Here is a 1,880-nt window from a genome sequence, read left to right as displayed (position 1 = left end):
CCCGGGCCGGGACCGGCGGGCCCCCCGACCAGGGACCCTGGTCCGCCGGTACCCGGGACCGACGCCCGGTGCCCCCACCCGACGGCCGCGGTGATCGGCTGGGAAGGCGGCGACAACCACGTCCTGGGCGAGAAGCCGCCCCCTTTGGGGGTAGGGAGTCACGGCCACGCTCACACGAACCGTCCCTCGTCCGGCTGACACCCCGCAGGAGCACCGGCCGACGCATCCCGCTGGACCCCGGCGGCGTGACCACCGACGCATCAACGGCACGGAAGAATCCACGTGACCAGCCGAACGATCGCGTACCGGGCAGACGCCGAGCTCGGGACCTTGGTCCCTAACGCTCCGCACTTCGGCCGCGCCACTCTGGAGGCATGCAGCTCGACCAGAGCGGCCTGGAGATCCTGAACAGGGACGAGTGCCTCGCTCTCCTCAGGCGCGCCACAATCGGACGGATCGTCTTCACCCACCATGCGCTGCCCGCCGTCCAGCCGGTCAACTTCATTCTCGACCGCCGCGCCATCGTGATGAAGACTTCACCGACGTCAAGGCTCGCCACAGCCGCCGCCGACACCATCGTCGCCTTCGAGGTCGACGAGTTCGACGCCGAAGCCCGCACGGGCTGGTCGGTGGTCGCCGTCGGCCATACTCAACGCGCGACCGATCCCGCCGACATCGCCTTCCTGGAGGCCCTGCCTCTGGAGAGTTGGGCCCCGGGGCGACGCGACACCTTCATCCGCATACGCCCCGAACTCATCACCGGCCGCCGCATCGGCAGCCCCACCAGGCCGGACATCGCGCCCTGACGCTCGGCACCCGGTCGGCCAAAGCTCCCTCGTCGTCACCCACCCACGCCTGGCGTCCGGTGCGGCCACCGTCCGGGGACCCGCACCGATGTCCTCGCCGAGCGCGCCGACGCCGGCGTTCCGGTCGAGGAGTACTCATGGCGAGGTGGCCGAGGTGGAAACGGCGTCGACGCACGAATGGGCTCCCATGGCCGCCTGACGCGCGATCGCCACCCCGATCCCCGCTGGTACGTCGACGCTGACACGCTCGGCCTACCCACGTGCTGGTGCTATGCCGACCGGACGTGACCTTCTGCGGCGACGACGGCATGCGGCCGCACCGTCGATCGTGGAACATGCCCACCGTGCTCATGGTCGGCGCCCGCATGTTCGCCATCACCACGCCGAACCTGAACCTCTGGGGCTTGGTGGAGGTCGTCGTCACAGCGGGCGCGACGTGGAACGCCAGGCCGAGAAGCCGGGCCCCTGTTTCCGCGCCGTGGCACGAACCGGAGATACGCGAAATCGAACTCTGACCGGCATTGGCTCAGCCGACTCGGTCCCACCCCCGTGGGGGACGGTGCATGCCGAGTTGTTCGTCGCGGCTGCGGTACACGATGTAGGGGCGGGTCAGGTAGCCGACCGGGGCGGTGAGCATGTGCACCAGGCGCGTGAAGGGCCAGATGCAGAACAGCACGAGGGCGCTGAGCGCGTGCAGCTGGAACAGGATCGGCACGCCGGTCATCAGGTCCGGGTCCGGCTGCAGGTAGAAGATCGACCGGAACCAGGGGGACACCGTCTCGCGGTAGTTGTAGCCGCCGCCGACGATGTTGGCGGCCACCGTCGCGGCCAGCCCGAGCAGGATGGTCAGGGCGAGGACCGCGTACATCAGCTTGTCGTTGCGGGTCGTCGCGGCGAACACGGGACCGACCGTGCGGCGCCGGTAGATCAGGATGGCGATGCCGGCGAGGGTGCAGAACCCGGCGATGGTGCCGAGCACCACGGCGACGACGTGGTACATGTGCTCGGTGACGCCGACGGCTTCGGTCCAGCGGTCGGGGATCAGCAGCCCGCCGACGTGGCCGAGCGCCACGA

At 69.9% G+C, this 1,880-nt stretch carries 3 protein-coding genes; 2 read left to right on the top strand and 1 reads right to left on the bottom strand.

Going from position 1 to position 1,880, the window contains the following annotated elements; genetic code table 11:
• Positions 1-374: 374 nt before the first annotated feature.
• Together E1285_RS44875 and E1285_RS44870 are read left to right on the top strand one after the other, a co-directional pair.
• Positions 375-806 carry a pyridoxamine 5'-phosphate oxidase family protein gene (locus tag E1285_RS44875; RefSeq protein WP_132161001.1) on the top strand — a complete coding sequence of 144 codons (432 nt, stop codon included), beginning with the start codon at positions 375-377 and terminating at the stop codon, positions 804-806.
• A 335-nt stretch (positions 807-1,141) separates the two neighbouring features.
• On the top strand, positions 1,142-1,321 hold the full coding sequence (locus E1285_RS44870; RefSeq protein ID WP_132161000.1) for a hypothetical protein: 180 nt from the start codon (positions 1,142-1,144) through the stop codon (positions 1,319-1,321).
• 11 nt (positions 1,322-1,332) lie between these two features.
• On the opposite strand, the gene narI is transcribed toward E1285_RS44870, so the two are convergent.
• A partial coding sequence (gene narI, locus E1285_RS44865; RefSeq protein ID WP_132160999.1) for a respiratory nitrate reductase subunit gamma occupies positions 1,333-1,880 on the bottom strand: 548 nt, incomplete at its 5' end.

The organism is Actinomadura sp. 7K507, assembly GCF_004348425.1.
In the GTDB taxonomy this organism is placed as follows: domain Bacteria; phylum Actinomycetota; class Actinomycetes; order Streptosporangiales; family Streptosporangiaceae; genus Spirillospora.
The sequence above is the reverse complement of the archived record's forward strand: the minus strand, read 5'-3'. Positions and strand labels throughout refer to the sequence as shown.